The organism is Selenomonas sp. oral taxon 478 (genome assembly GCF_001189555.1).
Classification (GTDB): Bacteria; Bacillota; Negativicutes; order Selenomonadales; family Selenomonadaceae; genus Centipeda; species Centipeda felix.
The window spans coordinates 2020139-2037777 of sequence record NZ_CP012071.1 but is presented as its reverse complement, the minus strand read 5'-3'; the positions used below and the strand labels follow the sequence as shown (position 1 = coordinate 2037777).

Sequence of the window (17639 nt, the reverse complement as noted above, 5' to 3'; positions counted from 1 at the left end):
CCCTCTCGTCTTGATTACACAGAGAGTATAGCACAGGTGATATACATTTTTTTGCACATTTCTCCATGCGCATATAAATAAATGGAGAAATAATCCATCGACCTCAATCTCAACTCCACGATATGGCGCTGCATATTTTTCTCGGTGCCCCTCAACAGCAGCACTTTCAGTCTGTAAGGTTTGGGCAGCCCGTCATGCGACATGATCGCCTCGGCTTTCTCGGCATCGCTTCACCTTCATCAAAAAAGCCCTCACGGAAAATTACTTCTCCGCGAAGGCTAATTCCATATCCAATTCTTGCTAAAAAATCGCTGATAAATTGAAACTGATTTTTACAACAGTGTCAATAGCCCCCGATGCACCTCATCCCCGACGCGTGTCTCCGTGATGCGGCAGTCAATGTCATAGAACCGACGAAGGTTCTCCTCGCTGAGCAGGCTTTCTGTCGATCCAAAGAGCTGCTCCCCGCGCCGCATGAGCAGGCTCTTGTCCGAGATCTTGAGCGCGTTTTCGGGCGAGTGCGTGTTCATGACAATGGTCATGTTCTGCTCTGTTGACAGCTTCTTCAGCAGGCGCAGAACAATCATCTGGTTATGAAAGTCCAGATGTGCCTCCGGCTCGTCGAGGATCATCAGCTTGGGCTCGACCGCGAGTGCGCGGGCGATGTAGACCATCTGCAGCTGTCCGCCGCTTAGCTCGGTCGCGGCACGCTCCGCGAGCGGCAGAACACCGACCAGATCGAGCAGCTCCGCAACACGCGCGCGGTCTGCCGCCGCAGGCGTCCGAAAGAGGCCGATGCGCCGCGCACGTCCCATCATGACCATCTCAAAGACAGTGTAGGGAAAGGCGGGCGCATGGCTCTGCGGCACGTAGCCGATCTTTGCGCTGACAGCGGTGGGATCGGGACGCTCGCCGTCGACCAGGCATTCCCCGCGTGTCCATGGCAGGATGCCGAGCAGGCAGCGCAGGAAGGTGGTCTTGCCGATGCCGTTGCGCCCGAGAATGGTGAGGACCTCGCCCGCCGCGAGGGAGAAGGAGAGATCGGAAAAGATTTCATGTGTCCCATCGTAGGAGAACGCAGCATTGTTTACCCTGATCATGACCAATCCCCCATTTTTTCCCGCGTACGCTTGAGGAGTACGGCAAAGAAGGGTGCGCCGAGCAGTGCGGTGAGGATGCCGATCGGCAGCTCCGCTGCGAGCAGGCTGCGCGCACAGATGTCGACGAGTGCAAGAAAGATCGCGCCCACGAAGCAGGTTGCCGGCAGCAGCCGCTGATGATCGACGCCGACCATCCGGCGGCACATATGCGGGATGACGAGCCCGACCCATCCGACGATGCCGCAGCTGGTCACGGAGAGCGCCGTGATAACGGTCGCCGCAACGATGGCGATATTGCGCAGCCGCGCGGGATCGATTCCGAGCGAACGCGCCTCCTCCTCGCCGAGCGAGAGAATGTTGATCCGCCAGCGCATTGCGAGAAGGAGCGCCCCCGCCGCGATCATCGGGAGCCCGATGATTTCGAGCTTGTCAAAGTCCGCCTTGGAAAAGCTCCCCATCAGCCAATAGGTGATGGCTGGCAGTTTGTCATAGGGATCGGCGGCATATTTGACCAGTGAAATGAGCGCGGAGAAGATGGACGAGATGATGATGCCCGAAAGGACGAGTGACATCATCGACACCGATCCGCGACTCTTGGAGAAATAGTACGCGAGCCACACACTAGCCGCACCGCATAAAAATGCGAGCAAGGACGTGCCGCCGCCCGTTCCCCAGAGCAGGATGCCGAGCACCGCACCGAAACCCGCACCGCTGCTGACGCCGAGCACGTCGGGACTGACGAGAGGGTTGCGAAAGATGCCTTGGTATACCGCCCCCGAGAGCGAGAGTCCCGCGCCGACCAGCATCGCGAGCAGCGTGTGCGGCAGGCGCAGCTCCAGTACGACGGTCGACGCCATATCGTCTGCGGGTGCACCGCCGAGCGCATTCATCAGAATCGCCGCAACCTCATCCGGCCACAGCGGGTAACGCCCCGCCGCCAGGGAGAGGAAAAACACGGCGATCAGGCCGCCGGTCAGGCTCAGCCACAGCAATCGGTTACTCTTTTGCATAACCCGGCCTCACTCATGGAAAATGAACTTCAAATCTTCGTCGGTCAGCTGATAACCGAAGAATTTCTCATAGAAGCTGCGCATATCGTCGGCAAGCACATAGTCGTTAAAGACGTCCGGATGCAGCTTCTGTCCGAGCCACTTGATCATCAGCGGCGTCTCGACACACGGCGCATCCCAACGGTAGAGCCCGACGGGGGCTTTCCACACGCGCCCCTCACGAACGGCGGCAATATTGCTCCAGTTCTGGCCTTCGAGCTTGTTTTCGAACAGATCGCTTGGCTGAACCTGCGAGAAATTGCTGACGATCACGACATCGGGATTCCACGCGGCGACCTGCTCCATCGTGACATTGACCCATGTTCCGTCGACTTCCTTCGCCGCATTCGCGCCGCCTGCCGTCTCAATCATCATGGTATTGACGGCTTTGCCGCCCGCAACCTTGAGATTCTCATCGTATAAATAAAGGACCTTCGGCTTTGGTTTGTCCGCGAGTGCCGCCTTTTTCCCGTCGAAATAGGCCATTGTGTCCTTTTGGAACCCAATGATTTCCTCGGCACGGTCCTCTTTGCCGAGCACTTTTCCGATGACGCGGATGCCGTTCTGCAAGTCCTCCATCGTGCCGTATTTCAACGCGATGGTCGGAACCTTAAGCGCCTCCAGCTGTTTGATTTCCTCCTCTTGATAATTCCAAACGACGATGGCGCTCGGATTCAGTTTACCGAGTTCCTCCATGTGAATGGAAAAATCCTGCCCGACAAAATCAGTCGAGGCGTCCGCCAGTTCCGGCGCCATCGATTTGAGCATCGATATTTCATAAGCCGCCTTGGCGGAGGGATGCATCCCCGCGATACGCGTGCCCGTACCGTCCACCGCGTAGACAATGGACGCCCACGGAATCGGCACGATCGCGAGGCTCTTGATCTCGCTCGGCAAATGCACCTCGCGTCCAGTCGTGTCCGTCACAACCCGCTCCGCCTTGGGCGCGGCTGCCTCTTGTGATCCGCATCCTGCAAGCACAGCGCAGAGGAGCATCAGCACTGCAAGAAAACCGAATGAAAAACGGTGTGTCATCATGTCCTCCTATTTCTTCTAAAAATCCCCATGAAACGATCAATTGACGAAAAGATTATCATAGTCTACGATTAAGTACAATCGAATAGATTCAAAACAATACTTCAATATTTTTGAAGTATCATCCTTTCAAAAATGCGTCCAGAACCGCAGCAAAGTCCGCACCAAGCACACCGCTCCTCTCTCCCACAGCGTCTCTGCCCGAGAGTAGCCCCGACGGCAGCGGAACGATGCGCTTCTCCCCCATCGCAGGCAGCAACGCAGGATCAGCAACGACAGCATCCGCCGCATCCCATGCGGACTGCAGCTCCGCAGCCGTACGAAAGATGAGCACGTCGGTCTCAGCCGCCTGTCGATACAGTGCCGCCGTATCCTCGTCCCACGCATAGGCTGCACAGCGGATATTGCGAAATCCATATGCACGAAGCAAACGATCAATGGCTGCGGCAGCAATCGGATCGGCGATAATGAGGATCTTATCCGCATGCAGATCCCCTGCTGTCTGCTCCACAGATGCCCCCTCTATGGGCAAGCCAAGTACCGCAGCGATCTCAGCCCGCCATGCAGTCTGCCCCGCCTCCCCGAGCGGCAGGCTGCGGACAACGGGCACATCGTATTCCCTGCGCAGCCATTCTGCCGCCGACACACCGGCAGCAGACACCAACCAGACCAGCGCAGGGCGTTCAGTCAGTGCATCGCGTCCTGCAATGCACACATTGCAGCCGTATGCAGTGAGAAAAACAAACGGGGCATCCAGCTGTACCATATCGCCGAACAGCAGCGGGCTGTACCCGAGGATGAGAACCGTCTGCCCCGCCGGCCGCCACCCATTGGCCGCCTCCTGCACGAGGCGAAGAGATGCCGCTGCAACACCGCACACGGCATCATGAAAGCCGTCCGTCGGCGATGCAGACACACGGCAGCCCTGCTCCTCCGCAGCCTGCAGAACCGGCGCAGCCTCCATTGCCATAAATGCGGGCACCGGTGAACTGAGGAGATGCACCGTGCGGTACGTTCCCTCTGCTGCGAGCGCACCGATCTCTGCGGCAGCGGTCTCCTCCATGCCAAAGATATAGTCCTCCGCCTGTGGGATGAGCGCATAGACATCGCTGCGCTCCGGTATGAGATCCATGCGTGCAAGCGCATTGCGGCAGCCCGACGGCGTGACAAGGACATGCGCCGCGCCCTCTTCCCGCAGGAAATCCGACACGCCCGCCGTATCGCTCATCGGCGGCGGCAGCGGTGCCGAGGCCGTGACCGTCCCCTCCTCCGGCGGCAGCGCGGCGAGGAGCTCTTCCGCAGTCTCGTGCCGGATGCCGTCCGCCTTTGCCAGCGGCCCACGAAAGAAACAGCGCACGATGCAACCCGTCTCCGCAGAGAGCGTACACTCGATATCTGCAAAATCCAGGCGTGTGAGGATGTCGAGACAGGAGAGATAGATCACGACCACACGTACACCGAGCAGGCGTGCGGCATCGCGCACTGCATCTCGGATCGTTTCCTCCGCCGTTCCGAGCACGTAATCCTCTGCCCGCACAGCGGCATAACGAAACCGCCCGCATGCACCGATCTGCATTGCGCGATGGTAGATGGAGCGAAAACAGATGAGTGCCCCCCCTGCGACAACGATGAGATCACGCCGTGCCCACAGGCGGTCGAGACTTGTGTCAAAGTCCCGAATTTCCTCAGCGAGAATCGGCTGCATCGACATCCTCCTCATCGTGAAGCAATTCCTCTCCGCCCTGGTTTCCGTTCTCCTCCCCAAGGATTTCAAGGAAGAGATTCATTGCGGGGCTGCGCCATTTATTCCGATGGACCCCGTAGTATGACGTGACAGTCATCGGATCCGACTGCGCGGCAGCCAACCGACCGAGAGCCATGCGTTCCCGTGCCGCATGATCCGGCAGCAGTGCAATCCCCATATCGTTCTCAACCAGATTGATGATGGTCTGCGTGCTTCGCAGCTCAATCATATTCGTAAACGAGATCCCCCGCTGTCGCAGATAGTCATCTGCCAGCTACCGAATCTCGCCCGGATGCAGCATCGTGATCAGCGGCATCTCGTTGATCTCCATCTCCCGCTCACGAAAGTTCGGACACCATACAGCAGCACCAACCGACGTATAGAAATGCACGGGGCACTCCTCAAACCCCCGGAACGCAAGGTTCTCCTTGTCTCTCTCCTGAATCGTGTATGCGAGACCGACATCGATCTGCCCGTCACCGAGTGCCGCAACAACATCGCGGCTCGTGAGCGAGCGCAGGCGCAGATCGACGCGCGGTGCATGCGCGTGCAGACGTTTGAGCAGGGGCGGCAGACGGAAGCAGAGCAGCGACTCCGGCGCGCCGACTGTGAGCGTCCCCTGATAGGTTGCAATACCGTATTGAAAGCTTTTGACCTTCTTCACTGCAGCAAGCACCTCATCCACATACGGAATCAGCTCCTCGCCCGCCTTTGTCAGGATCATGCGCCGCCCACTTTTCTCAAAAAGCGGTACGCCCGTCAGCTTTTCCAGCTGCGCGATGTGGAACGTAATCGTCGATGGCGTGTAACTGAGGAGACGCGCCGCCTTTGTAAAGCTGCCCGTTCGTACAATTGTCTTGAACGTCGTGAATATCTTTAGCTCCATCCGTATCTATCCTCATTGGCAAGTACGAAATACTCAAAAAAATGTAGAGAAGAAATCGTTCATTGTAAAATGAAATTGGACACATAAAAAGTCGAACATACAAAATCGTTCCGGCAAAACACCTTTGCCAAGACCAGTATATTCGACGCTCATTCTACCATAAAACACCGCGTATTCAAACATCTAAACGTCAATCAGCGCGTACAGTCAAGCCGATGATTCGACTCCTTCCGCCTCTCTCTTGACAATAGGCAGAAGCAGTGATATTCTTCCTCACGGAAGCCATCATCACGACAAACAGCATACTGATGAATCAGGTGTCGCAAGACTCAATAGAGAAGCCGGAAGAGCCGGCGCGGTCCCGCCACTGTGTCAGCGAGCGAATCTGCAGGAAACGTCACTGAGGAAACTTGGGAAGGCGCAGAGGAGCGATGAACTGGAGCCAGGAGAACTGCCTGATCGACGATCACCGTCTGACCTGCGAGCGACGGGGAGGGGATCTGCGTCTTGCGTCGGATCGATCCGCATCTTTGCGGCGTCGTTTCGGCGGTGATTTTATGCACTTCAGCGCTGCATGCGGCGAGGCAAGGATATTTTGCAGTCTCTTCTCTCATTTGCAGAAAGGGGCTGCCTTTATTTTGCGAATGTCCAAGACGCAAAACAGCACCTCTTCTCGCAGACCTCGGACGTATGCTCTGCAAGTCCGCAGCTTCCATGGGCGTCGCAGGAAATGCTTTCGGCAAAAGGGGGACTGCGACGGAGAACTCATATTTTTGATGGGGTGAACACATGAACACGAAGAGAAGAAATGCACTCATCACGATCGGCGTCGGACTCATCCTATGGTTCCTGCCGATTCCTGACGGAGTCACACCACTTGCCTGGCATTTGCTTGCGGTCTTTATCGCGACAGTGCTGGGCTTTATCCTGCATCCGCTGCCGATCGGCGCGGTGGCCTTCATCGCGATTTCCTTCTCCGCATGGGCAGGCCTGCTAAAAACGTCCGATGCCTTGGCAGGCTACGGCAACAGCACGATCTGGCTGATCGTCTGCGCGTTCCTCTATTCCCGCGGCTTCATCAAGAGCGGACTCGGCAAACGCATCGCCTTCCGCATCATCGAAGCGATCGGCAAAAGTGCGTTATCGCTCGGCTATGCCATTGCCTTGAGCGAGCTTGTGATCTCGCCCGCGACGCCCTCGGCCACAGCGCGCGGCGGCGGAATCCTCTATCCAATCGTGCGCTCCCTCGCGGAGGCACTGGGCTCAAAACCCGGTGAGAGCGCACGCCGCATCGGCACCTACCTCATGCAGGTCGGCTACCATACGGACGCCGTGACCTGCACGATGTTTGTGACCTCGATGGCGGGCAACCCGCTCTGCGTGGCGCTCGCAGAGAAGACGCTGGGCGTTCAGGTCACGTGGATGGGCTGGGCGAGCGCCGCAATCGTGCCGGGACTCATCGCGCTCCTGCTCGTCCCCTATGTCATGATGAAGCTTTCGCCGCCCGAACTCGTGCGTATTCCCGACGCCAAGGATCTGGCACAGCGTGAGCTTTCCGAAATGGGGCCGATGAGCCTTGCGGAAAAAGGGCTCTCCGTCATCTTTGTCGTCTCTCTCGCACTCTGGGCAAGCTCCGGCCTCACGAACATCGACGCGACGCCCGTTGCCATGGGCGCAGTCTGCCTCATGCTGATACTCGACATCATCAACTGGCAGGACGTCATCCAGGAAAAGGGTGCATGGGACGCGATGTTCTGGATGGGCTCTTTGATGACACTCGCTTCGGCTCTCGCAAAATCGGGCATCATCACATGGATCGCCAATGGTGCGGGCGCGGCGATTTCCTCGCTCGGCTTCGGTTGGCTTGTTTCCTGCCTCATCATCCTGCTCTTCTACACCTACATCCACTACGCCTTCGCCAGTGTCACGGCACGCATCAGTGCCCTCTATGCGGCATTCATCGCTGTCAGCGTTAGCGTCGGTGCACCGCCCCTTTTAGTCGCCATCATCTTCGGCATCTTCGCCGATGTACCGATCTCCCTCACGCATTACGGCAACGGCTGCGCCCCGATCTACTTTGGCGGAGGCTATGTCTCGCAAAGTGAATGGTGGAAAAATGGCTTCATCATGACGACCATTACGACGCTGATCTACCTGACAATTGGCGCGGCATGGTGGAAAGTCTTGGGCCTTTGGTAAATAATAAATCAGTGGCAGCCCCCTACACGGGGGGCTTTTTATTTGCCGTTTCCCCTCCCGTTTCCCATAAACAGGACAACAAACTCTTTTAGACTCCATTGGTCTGTCATAATAGTCTCTTGTAACAGAATCTTGATATAATTCCAGAATAAGAAAATTATAAGGCAGGATATGGGAAGATGGCTAATGATACTTTGCAAAAGTACAAGAGATCCCAAACGCTAGTAGGCGACTGGGATCTCCTGTAAAATAAAAAATTTTCATGCTGATGTATGAACAGAGCTCCTATTTTATTCGAAAGGTTGAACTTCCTCAACTCGTGCATCCATGTTCTTGTAATGAAACGCAGACGCCCAAGCAACAAGTGGAAGTAGTATTGGATTGATTTCCATATTAATATGATTCAAAAGACGACTTGCTCCAGCTTGTCGTATTGCTTCATCTGTAATTTTTTTATTAGCCGACTTAAGGGATGCATAGCCTTGACGCTTCATATAGTGACTGTCGCTTCCATAAAATAACCAAAAGCTATGCCCCTCATCAATGGTGGACCGTTCACCAGCTGAAGCACGATTTTCCTGCCTGTTCCCCATGAGTTTTTTCTCATAAGCATTTAGGATAAGATGAGCAACATCAAAGCTCAGGCGATGGTCGGCATCCATGACTTTGAGGACAGTTTTCTCTTTCTCCGTCAGTTCATTCCATGGATTTGAATAAGCATCTCTTCTATAAGGCGAGCGCTTATGTTCCATATGAGCTCCATGAAGGAATACCTCCTTCCGCTCATCTGAACTCAACAGCATATAAGGTACATCCTGCAAAATGGTATCGCTGATATGTATCCCCGCATCTTCGACCAGCTTTTTGCGAGTCTTCCAGTCCTCCGTATCCATCAACTTGTCGATGATGGGAGCTTTGGGGTACGGCTTTCCGTTAAGAAAAGCATCAATATATTCATCCATTGTTGCCGGAACCAGTTGGAATAAGATTCGTCTTTTGCTGTTTACATCGTTTGTCAAAACAAACTGATCTAACAGCTCAATCTGTTCCTCAGCTGCATCCTTATAGACAAGCATGTCCGGCAAATAATAAGAGGGCACTGTCATTTTAGTTAGATCCCTTTTCATACGGTTAATCCTGATTTCCTCGAATTTTCTTCACTCCAACGATACTATCCTAGTCAACAGACAAACAAGATTCATCCTGTACTTCTTTTGCACGATCTGGTACAATACGATCAGATAAAGCATTTAGTGAATTGCCTCCGTTAAGGGAATCGCCCTTATCCGATTGCCTCCGCTGAATGCTTTTTCCTGTATATTGATGAGCACATCCATACATAGCGCATTTTTTCCTTCTTCTCTAGGACAAGCTCCCCTTTGACATCTTTCAAAGAATCTGATACTGTATATAGAAAGAGCGATACCTCTCAGTCACTGATGCGCGCCATCTTTGGGCTGGGATTGAAGGGTATCGCTTTTTGTTGACATACTCGTTTTTCATGCTATCCTAACAGTAAGAAAGTTGCTTGTTCCAGCTGCCATGGGGAATTGGACCCCGGCGGGAGCTGGAACAGGCAATTTTTTCTTATTCAGCGTCCGCCTTTTCCTCGCTCCTCCTGCGAGAAGAACTCCGCATAAGCACGTAGGGTCTCTTCGACCTTTGCCCGTCCGACATACGGCGCATAGTCCTCCTCAATATCTGTTTTCTCGCGGCTTGTCAATTCCCGTGAGAACTCCTCACGGAAGAGATCGGACGGATCGCGAAATGGCGTTTTCTCCTTGTCATAGAGACATTCTCCTGCGCGGTTGTAGACACGGATGTCTTGAAAAGCGTCCTGCTTGTAGAGCGTATGCAGGTTGTCAACGAGAGAGCGCACAACGCGGTCATGATGCTCCCTTGGCGTCATGCGCGGGGTAAGCCCTGCCTCCTCCATCAGCCGATAGCGCTTCTGTGTACTGAGATATGATTTTTCGGGACGCACGAGAATCACATTTAGAGAGACATCATATCCACGTGCGACAAGAAGATCATGCGTCCGTAGCGGCACCTCGGTCGTCCGCAGTGTCCCTTCAATGATGAGATGATACCGCGACAGGCTCAGATCGTCGATCAGAGCCTCCGTCATCTTCCCCGCGAACTGTTGTGTATGGAGGACAGCATCATCACCGTACTGTGCTTGCAGCTCAATGAAACGAGGGTGGTACCTGCGGTAATCATCGCTCGAAATAAAGATGATATTTCCACCATGTGCTCGTGCACAGATATCTGCCAGTTTCGTTTTCCCTGCTCCAGGCTGTCCTGCAAGCAAATAGGCACGCGGATGCGTATCAGGTGCTGCACTGACCAAAAGATCGTCTTTGATGCGTTCTTTTTGTTCATTAAGTTCCTGCGGAGTGTAGTTATCCTGCATGATTGGTCTCCAGTTCCCGTATATAGGTGCGGGCATTTTCAAAGGTCTGCCGGAGTCTTTGTATATCCTCCATGGTATTGTATGAATCTCCAAGAATATTATGCAGCGTCACTCGTAGATTCTGTTGAACGAGGGAAATCGGCTGAACGGTATCATACCGATCAATGCCCATACGTTCTTTGATTCGATTCACATCGGCAAGCAGCTCTGCTATACCTTCATGCAAAATTTCTTTCGCTTCGATTACTTCGTACGGAATCATAGCATCGCCTCCTCTCTTTCATGATACCACAATGGTGCAGTGTTGACCATAGCGATCTTCCCTGTACCGCACTTGCCTGTGGGATAGATGCACCTCACTTCCTGTATCACATGATTGTTGGCGATGCCCCTATTCTCATCAATTGTATGTATACCAAGTGCCGCGCATCCCTTCTACATCAAAGGGTTATTGAAATACGGCGCATTTTAGCGTATAATGCGTTGAGAATTCACCATGATGGGAATTATACCAATCCATAGGGGGACATTGTATGTCATTAATTGTAAAGAAGTTTGGCGGAAGTTCGGTGGCTACCCCGGAGAAGATCAAGAACGTAGCAAAACGCATATTGCGTGAGAAAGCCCCCGATGATCGCATTGTCATGGTGGTATCTGCCATGGGCGATACGACGGATGATCTCATCGCGCTAGCTGGCGAAGTGGTGGAAAGCCCCTATCAGTACACGCGCGAGATGGATATGCTCATGACGACGGGGGAGCAGGTCTCGATCGCACTGCTCGCGATGGCATTCCGTGCTCTGGGACAGCCCGCCATATCTCTCACCGGTGGCATGGCAGGAATGCGCACAGATCATGCGCATACCAAGGGGCGTATTCTCGGAATCGAGCCAAAACGTGTGCACGAGGAGCTTGAAAAGGGCAACATTGTCGTTATCGCTGGCTTTCAGGGTACAGATGTCGACGGCAACCCAGTGACGCTTGGACGCGGTGGGTCGGATACCTCCGCCGTGGCGATCGCGGGCGCAATCGGCGCGGATACCTGCGAGATCTACACGGACGTTGATGGAATCTACTCCGCCGACCCGCGCATTGTCAAGGGCGCGCGCCGCATGAAGGAGATTACCTACAACGAGATGCTCGAGATGGCACGTCTCGGCGCGGGCGTTATGCAGCCACGCTCGGTGGAGATGGGACAGCTCTACAGCATCCCCATCCACGTTCGTTCGACCTTTACCTCAGAACCCGGAACCATCATTAGGGAGGAATATACAGTGGAAGAAAAGTCCTTTATCATTCGCGGTGTCGCACACGATGAGCACGTCGCTAAGATCACAGTGCTCGGTGTCTCCAACGTCCCGGGCGTTGCCTACAAGATATTCTCTGCCCTCGCCGATGCGAACATCGACGTGGATATGATCGTGCAGAGCCTCCGCAGTGCCGACTCCAATGTAACCGATATGGTGTTCACTGTTGCATCCATTGACGCCGAGGAAGCGCGCCGCGTTGTCGAAGGGATTTCGGCAGACATTCACGCATCTGGTGTATCCATTGACAATGATGTCGCGAAGATCTCCATTGTCGGAGCCGGTATGCTCGGCAATCCCGGTATTGCCTCCCGCATGTTCGGGGCACTCTCCAATGCAGGCATCAACCTCGAGATTATCAGCACCTCCGAGATCAGCATCTCCTGCCTCATCAAGGGCGGCAGCGTCAAGGACGCTGTCAACCGCATTCACGACGAGTTCTTTCCGAACAAGGCATAAGAATACGTGTATACACCTGTGCGGCTTGTGGACATAAGGAGAGTCGCGCGCTATCATCATATTACGCTACGACGGCACGGATCAACGACGCCCTACCCCTGCGGAGGACACGATGATCCGTGCTTTCCATCGAAAAGGAGAGCATATAACATGGCAATTCAAATGGCAGCATCACACGCGGCATCGCGCCGCCTGAAGGACGCGATCTTCGGCGCCAATGCGGCATGCCGCGCCGCAATCGCAGAGCACGGTGAGGAGCGCGTTGTCAACGCGACAATCGGTGCCGTCATGGACGACAGCGGTAAACTGGCACACCTGCCGACGGTCGAGCGCGTCTTCCGCTCCCTCCCCATCGAGGACTATATCGCCTATGCGCCGATCTCTGGGCTTCCGGAGTATCTCGAGGCAGCGATTGATATTACATTCGCTGGCAAGCGTCCTGCGGGCTATCTCGCCGCTGTCGCAACGGCAGGTGGAACGGGAGCTCTGCGCACCGCCGTCGACGACTACGTCGAGCGAGGCGATCAGGTGCTCACCTCGGACTGGTTCTGGGGAACGTACAACATCATCTGTCAGGAACTTGGCTCCTCCGTCACGACCTTCACGCTGTTCGACGAAGCCAACAACTTCAATCATAAGGCGTTTTCAGCGGCCGTCGATGCTCTTTGCAAAAAACAGGACAGCCTGCTCGTCATCCTCAACACACCTGCGCATAACCCGACGGGCTACAGTCTTTCTGCGGAGGACTGGGATTACGTTCTGGACACGGTCAAGGCACAGGCAAAGACCGGAAAGAAGATACAGCTCCTCGTCGATATCGCCTACATTGACTTTGCGGGCGAAAAGCATGCGACACGCGCCTTCATGCAGAAGTTTGCGGGACTCCCCGAAAACATCCTGACACTCTTCGCCTTCTCCATGTCCAAGGCGTATACATTCTACGGGCAGCGCTGCGGCGCACTCATTGCTCTCTCTGCAAACAGAACGGTCATCGATGAGTTCAGCGAGATCAGCAAGTACGCTGCACGCGCAACGTGGTCGAACATCAACCGCGGTGCAATGACCCTCCTGACGCGTATTCAGCAGGACAGCGCAGCGTATGCCGCCTATGAGAGTGAGCGCGACGCACTGTACCGCCTCGTACAGGAACGCGGCGATATCTTCATGCAGGAGGCTGCCGCGTGCGGTCTGCCTGCCCTTCCCTATAAAGGCGGCTTCTTCCTCGCTATTCCTTCGAGCGATCCACAGGCGGTCTGTGACGCTCTCCACGAGGATCTCATCTTCGCTGTTCCACTGAAAATGGGCGTGCGTATTGCGGCATGCTCTGTGCCGAAATCGAAAATGCACGGGGTTGCAGAAAAAGTAAAGCGTGCTATGGAGAAAATTTCTTGACATTCGCGTAAAAATTTTTTAGAATAGCGGCGTGTGATATTTTCCATGTATCCATTAGCCCCGGAAGCGTGAGTGTATATCGCATCAACCAATATTGAAAACTCTTACTCTCTAGGGGGGAATTACGTGAAAACCACGGTTATGGCAAAAGCAGCCGATATTGAGCGCAAGTGGTATGTCGTAGATGCAGAGAACCAGACGGTCGGCCGTCTTGCAACGGAGATCGCAAAGGTCCTGCGCGGCAAGAACAAGCCCATCTACACGCCGCATGTTGATACCGGCGACTACGTCATCGTCATCAATGCTGAGAAGGTAAAGTTCACGGGAAAGAAGCTGACGGACAAGACCTACTTCCGTCACTCCGGCTATCAGGGCGGTACGACCTTCACAACGGCCGGCCAGATGCTCGATCGCTTCCCTGTCCGTGTCATTGAACACGCGGTCAAGGGCATGCTTCCGAAGAACAGTCTCGGCGCACAGATTTTCCGCAAGCTCAACGTCTACGCCGGTCCGGAGCATCCCCATGCAGCACAGAAGCCCGAACCGCTGAAGTTTGATATTCGCTGAGTTTTGTATAAGGAGGAATCTGTTCAATGGCACAAGTCACTTACTACGGAACGGGTCGCCGCAAGACCTCGGTTGCCCGTGTTCGCCTCGTTCCCGGCGACGGCAAGGTTACCATCAATGGCCGCGAGATGGCAGAGTATTTCGGCCTCAAGACGCTTGAGCTAATTGTTCGCCAGCCGCTGAACCTGACGGAAACTGTCGATAAATATGATGTCATCGCTAACGTAGCCGGCGGCGGTGCATCCGGTCAGGCGGGTGCGATCCGTCACGGCATCACACGCGCACTGATTGAGATGGACGCAGAGCTGCGCCCCGCACTCAAGAAGGCAGGCTTCGTCACGCGTGACCCGCGTGAGAAAGAACGCCGCAAGTACGGTCTCAAGAAGGCACGTAAGGCTTCCCAGTTCTCGAAGCGCTAAGATATACGTATACGAAATCCCCTCTTCCGTTTGGATGAGGGGATTTTTATTTGACATTCGCTGCATATTAACATATTATATAGCTATAAAAAATATGTTTTAGAAGGAAGCATCGATATGAAAATCTCAGCGAAGGGGCGCTATGGCATCGCATCCATGGTCTTTTTGGCACGCAGCTACGACACCTCCTCCCCCGTCACCATCATCAGCATCTCAGAGCATCTCGGCATCTCTAAGATCTACCTCGAACAAGTCTTTGCACTGCTCAAGCGGAGCAAACTCGTCAACTCGATCAAGGGTTCACAGGGTGGCTACCAGCTTGCTCGGCCACCACACGACATCACTGCCTATGACATTCTCTCTGCCATTGAGATCGCACTGATTGAAAAGACAGGCAGTTCCTGTGAGAAGATGGAAAAACTAGACCTTGTTCTCGCACGCGACCTCTTCGGCGTACTCGACCAAAACATTCACGATACACTCAATGCCGTAACACTTGAGGATCTCCTTACTGCGTGGAAACGCGAGGAGAACAGCGAGACACTGATGTATTTTATCTAAACATCTGTGCTCCGAGGAAGAGAAGCAGACCGATGCAGCCACCGACGAGCGAGCCGTTGACACGGATCCAGAGAAAGTCCTGCTCTACCTTGTCATAGACAAGACGATTTAGCTCCTCATCCGTGAGACGCATAAGTGCATCGGAGACGACAATACCGACCAATGCCTGTGCATGGAGAGCCGACCGTGCGATGAGATCATACATCAGGCGTGTCATGATTTGCTGCAGATCACTGTGCTCTGTGAGGAGCGTCAGCATCCGCTGATATTCTGCATGGAGTATGCTGCGCAGCTGCTGATAAAAGGCCGGCATGTGCTCCTCCATCGGATCCACATCACGCTGCAGATCAGCCTGCACATGTGTCCGCAGGCCACTCAGAATGCGCTCAATCGACGCAGCGATTGGCAGCGTCTCTGCCAATCGCTTTTGCAGCTCACGCACGAGTGTGGCGAGTTCCTCATCCCGTTCGAGGTCAGAGAGCGCATCATGTATCAGATTTGCCGCATGATTTTGCAGCGGCGAGTTATCCCGTCCGAGCTCTTCGATGACATGACATGTGTGCTGCTGAATCAGTTCAGCCCCCTCATCCAGATTGATGGTATTCGTCGCGGTGAGAATACGCGATAGAAATCCGTCGCCGATCTTTTCCCGCTCCAGCTGCTCCAGTGCATTCCTTATGGAGGCATACGTCTCCTCCGTCGCCGCCTCCCTGACAAGTATCCGCGAGATACTTGTCAGGGCTTTTTTATCCCATCCCTTCTCGCGCAGGAGCTCGTCGAGTCGTTGCATCAGCACGGCAGGATCCTCATTCAGGAGTAAATCCCTCAGGCGCGACGAGAGATAGGAAACGATCTGCGAATTCCTCCGACGCAGAAAGGATGCACGAATAAAGTGCAGGATCATTCCGGTTAGCTGTTCCTCCGTTGTCGGACGGCGCAGATAGTTTTCTATCATTGGAAAGAGGTGCATCTGCTCCATGTGGTGGAAAATCTTGCGCTTGGAGAAGAACTCCTTCTGAACCATCGTGACAATCGCTTGAACAAAGCTGTCACGGCGACGCGGCAACAGCGCTGTATGATAGGGAAATCCGAGCGGCTTCCGAAAGATCGCAGTTACTGCAAACCAGTCCGCAACTCCACCGACCAGTGCCGCTTCGCTTACTGCGAGCAACGCACGCACCCAGAGAAAATCCGCAAATCTGATATGAAGGAAAAGGGCACACAGAAAGAGGACTGCCGAGAGCAGTAGTGCGGCCTCTGCTTTATTCCACGTACGCATTAAAGCCCCCACATCCTTTCCGTCATGCAGACGATGAGGGAAAGTGCCATACCAACGGCTGCGCCAACCACAGCACCGTTGATGCGGATCATCTGAAGATCGGTGCGCACCTTCCCTTCCACAAATGAAACGAGCTCATCGTCCGACTTTTGATTCAGGTACTCACGCACAAAGCGGGCAATCATTTCATGGTGTTTCTCGACCTCTCCCGCCGCGAGCGATTTCATCCATCGGTCAACACGACTTTGCCACGGGATAGAATGGGCGTATGCTTCGATTTTCTGATGCAGGAGCTCTCGCACATAGGGAATCCAAAACGGATGATTCCCCTTCATTCGGCTCTCGATGAAATCCGACAAAATGGACTCCATGTCAATGTCCTCAATCAGATGCTCCTTCGCTCGACGCATCGTCGTGCGAAAATCATCATGATCGCTGAGCGATGCAAAGAACGAAGAGAGTGCCTGCACGCCTTCGCGGTGACGCGGATTCTCCATCTCCAATGCCGCCGACAGAATCTCCTGCAGCCGTTCTGTGATCCACGATGCAATCATCGTATCGTCTACGAATGAGAGAACGAGGGCACGGATCATCCCATCGCCCTCATATTTCTCACGAATAGAGGCTATATTGTCACGGAGGATCTCTTGAAAGAGCTGAGTCTGCACTAGCTGGATACCGACGCGGACAAGTACCTGAAAAATCCGCTCTGTATGATGCTGCTCCGTAAAGAGCGCCATCAAGTCTCCTGCGTGATCTTCAAGCGGCAGCTGATAGAGTGCCTGTTTCACGTATGGCGTCAGCTCATGTGAAATGCGCGTACTGTCAAGATCCGCTGCCACATAGCGGAGGACATCGATGGCAGTGTCCGTCAGGCGTTCCTCCCCACCGCGATGCAGCAAATAGTCTGCGAGCATTGCCCCCATATTCTCGCGCTCGATGACTGCCATAATATTCTTCTTGCTGAGGAGATCCTCCGAGGAGAACGCAACGATGGACTCCATAATCCGCCCACGATTCCGACGCAGAATATCAGTACGGTGCGAGATGCCGAGCGGTCGGCCGAAAATCGCCTTGATGGCGAACCAGTCTGCTAGTCCACCGATCGTCGCCGCGATAAATCCATGATGAATCGTTGATAGGAGAAGACTGCTCCCCTGTCCTGCCGTCCCAACAGCACCGAGGACACTGAGCGCGAGAGCCAGATTTGCCTGATGTTCCTTCTGCAA

General features: G+C 54.3%; 15 protein-coding genes, 1 pseudogene and 1 riboswitch. Of the genes and pseudogenes, 6 read left to right on the top strand and 10 right to left on the bottom strand.

Going from position 1 to position 17639, the window contains the following annotated elements; translation table 11 throughout:
* Positions 1-332 precede the first annotated feature (332 nt).
* From ADJ74_RS09425 to ADJ74_RS11685, 5 genes and pseudogenes are all read right to left on the bottom strand, one after another.
* Positions 333-1100 (bottom strand): ABC transporter ATP-binding protein, encoded by a 768-nt coding sequence (locus ADJ74_RS09425; protein WP_050343765.1) that lies wholly within the window; start codon positions 1098-1100, stop codon positions 333-335.
* Positions 1097-2110 carry an iron ABC transporter permease gene (locus tag ADJ74_RS09420; protein WP_050343763.1) on the bottom strand — a complete coding sequence of 338 codons (1014 nt, stop codon included), beginning with the start codon at positions 2108-2110 and terminating at the stop codon, positions 1097-1099. Before ADJ74_RS09420 ends, ADJ74_RS09425 begins: the two co-directional genes overlap by 4 nt.
* A gap of 9 nt (positions 2111-2119) precedes the next feature.
* A complete protein-coding gene (locus tag ADJ74_RS09415) occupies positions 2120-3184 on the bottom strand; it encodes an ABC transporter substrate-binding protein (protein ID WP_050343761.1) in 1065 nt (354 codons plus the stop codon).
* Positions 3185-3305: 121 nt separating this feature from the next.
* Entirely contained in the window at positions 3306-4895 is a 1590-nt protein-coding gene (locus ADJ74_RS09410) for a nitrogenase component 1 (RefSeq protein WP_050343759.1), read from the bottom strand.
* A pseudogene (locus ADJ74_RS11685) lies at positions 4870-5814 on the bottom strand (LysR family transcriptional regulator). The gene ADJ74_RS09410 and the pseudogene ADJ74_RS11685 overlap by 26 nt, the downstream one beginning before the upstream one ends.
* Before the next feature lie 298 nt (positions 5815-6112).
* Positions 6113-6288: riboswitch (cobalamin riboswitch) on the top strand.
* A 315-nt stretch (positions 6289-6603) separates the two neighbouring features.
* On the opposite strand from ADJ74_RS11685, the gene ADJ74_RS09400 reads away from it, so the two are divergent.
* Positions 6604-8013 carry a DASS family sodium-coupled anion symporter gene (locus ADJ74_RS09400; protein WP_050343757.1) on the top strand — a complete coding sequence of 470 codons (1410 nt, stop codon included), beginning with the start codon at positions 6604-6606 and terminating at the stop codon, positions 8011-8013.
* Between the two features lie 290 nt (positions 8014-8303).
* Here the strand turns inward: ADJ74_RS09400 and ADJ74_RS09390 are convergent, their stop codons facing one another.
* The 3 genes from ADJ74_RS09390 to ADJ74_RS09380 all read right to left on the bottom strand — a co-directional run bounded on the left by ADJ74_RS09390 (position 8304) and on the right by ADJ74_RS09380 (position 10688).
* On the bottom strand, positions 8304-9140 hold the full coding sequence (locus ADJ74_RS09390) for a hypothetical protein (RefSeq protein ID WP_050343755.1): 837 nt from the start codon (positions 9138-9140) through the stop codon (positions 8304-8306).
* Between the two features lie 464 nt (positions 9141-9604).
* Complete coding sequence (locus ADJ74_RS09385) at positions 9605-10426, bottom strand: zeta toxin family protein (protein ID WP_050343753.1); 822 nt, start codon at positions 10424-10426, stop codon at positions 9605-9607.
* Complete coding sequence (locus ADJ74_RS09380; protein WP_009442267.1) at positions 10416-10688, bottom strand: hypothetical protein; 273 nt, start codon at positions 10686-10688, stop codon at positions 10416-10418. The genes ADJ74_RS09385 and ADJ74_RS09380 overlap by 11 nt, the downstream gene beginning before the upstream one ends.
* Before the next feature lie 271 nt (positions 10689-10959).
* On the opposite strand from ADJ74_RS09380, the gene ADJ74_RS09375 reads away from it, so the two are divergent.
* The 5 genes from ADJ74_RS09375 (at position 10960) to ADJ74_RS09355 (ending at position 15131) form a co-directional block, all read left to right on the top strand.
* On the top strand, positions 10960-12192 hold the full coding sequence (locus tag ADJ74_RS09375; protein ID WP_050343751.1) for an aspartate kinase: 1233 nt from the start codon (positions 10960-10962) through the stop codon (positions 12190-12192).
* A gap of 150 nt (positions 12193-12342) precedes the next feature.
* A complete protein-coding gene (locus ADJ74_RS09370) occupies positions 12343-13584 on the top strand; it encodes an aminotransferase class I/II-fold pyridoxal phosphate-dependent enzyme (protein ID WP_050343749.1) in 1242 nt (413 codons plus the stop codon).
* A 141-nt stretch (positions 13585-13725) separates the two neighbouring features.
* The gene (gene rplM / locus ADJ74_RS09365; RefSeq protein ID WP_009442019.1) at positions 13726-14151 is read left to right on the top strand and encodes a 50S ribosomal protein L13; all 426 of its coding nucleotides are present in this window, start codon (positions 13726-13728) and stop codon (positions 14149-14151) included.
* 26 nt (positions 14152-14177) lie between these two features.
* Positions 14178-14570, top strand: coding sequence for a 30S ribosomal protein S9 (rpsI, locus tag ADJ74_RS09360; RefSeq protein ID WP_006689594.1), 393 nt, complete (start codon positions 14178-14180; stop codon positions 14568-14570).
* 117 nt (positions 14571-14687) lie between these two features.
* Positions 14688-15131, top strand: coding sequence for an Rrf2 family transcriptional regulator (locus tag ADJ74_RS09355; protein ID WP_039980717.1), 444 nt, complete (start codon positions 14688-14690; stop codon positions 15129-15131).
* On the opposite strand, the gene ADJ74_RS09350 is transcribed toward ADJ74_RS09355, so the two are convergent.
* Positions 15124-16410, bottom strand: coding sequence for a DUF445 domain-containing protein (locus ADJ74_RS09350; protein ID WP_050343746.1), 1287 nt, complete (start codon positions 16408-16410; stop codon positions 15124-15126). The genes ADJ74_RS09355 and ADJ74_RS09350 overlap by 8 nt on opposite strands.
* Positions 16410-17639: a DUF445 domain-containing protein gene (locus ADJ74_RS09345; protein ID WP_050343744.1), complete on the bottom strand. Its 1230-nt coding sequence runs from the start codon at positions 17637-17639 to the stop codon at positions 16410-16412. Before ADJ74_RS09345 ends, ADJ74_RS09350 begins: the two co-directional genes overlap by 1 nt.